Here is a 505-nt window from a genome sequence, read left to right on the forward strand (position 1 = left end):
GGTCGAACTGGTTTGAGAGAACATGCCGCAAAGGGCGCGGGTTTGACCCTGTGAGTATCATAATAGTAGACCCCGACAAACCTCATTTTATGCCTGGTTCTGCTTGGATATTGGCAAGGGTTGTAGCCGACAGGTGCACCAGAAGGCTTCACGATGACCGTGAGAGAGGTGCGCATATCCGCCGGTGCCGGTTTCATCGTGCCCATAACGGGAAAGATCATGACCATGCCGGGGTTGCCCAAGGTCCCTGCCGCTGAGGGCGTTGACGTGGCTGCCATTGTGGAGTTTGCGCCCAAGGTAGGAGGATATTGGGTGCACGCCGCCAAGGTGCGCCGTTTGGGCGTGCCCATATATTTGCGCCATACGGTGAAGCGAGCGATCGGGGAGAACGCTGTAGCAAACCTGAAGCTCCCATTTGAGCAGGCTACACAGATATTCCTCCTGCCTCACCCTCCAGCATATGAGTGGATAAGGAAGTGGAACAGCGCAGGATATGAAGGAATAG

1 pseudogene is annotated in these 505 nt (G+C 55.4%); it reads left to right on the top strand.

The window, feature by feature from the left end:
- Positions 1-132 precede the first annotated feature (132 nt).
- Positions 133-270, top strand: a pseudogene (locus EZM41_RS03900) (formate--tetrahydrofolate ligase); the annotation flags it as partial.
- Positions 271-505: the final 235 nt, after the last annotated feature.

Origin of the sequence: Acetomicrobium sp. S15 = DSM 107314 (assembly GCF_016125955.1) — a bacterium.
Lineage (GTDB): Bacteria > Synergistota > Synergistia > Synergistales > Thermosynergistaceae > Thermosynergistes > Thermosynergistes pyruvativorans.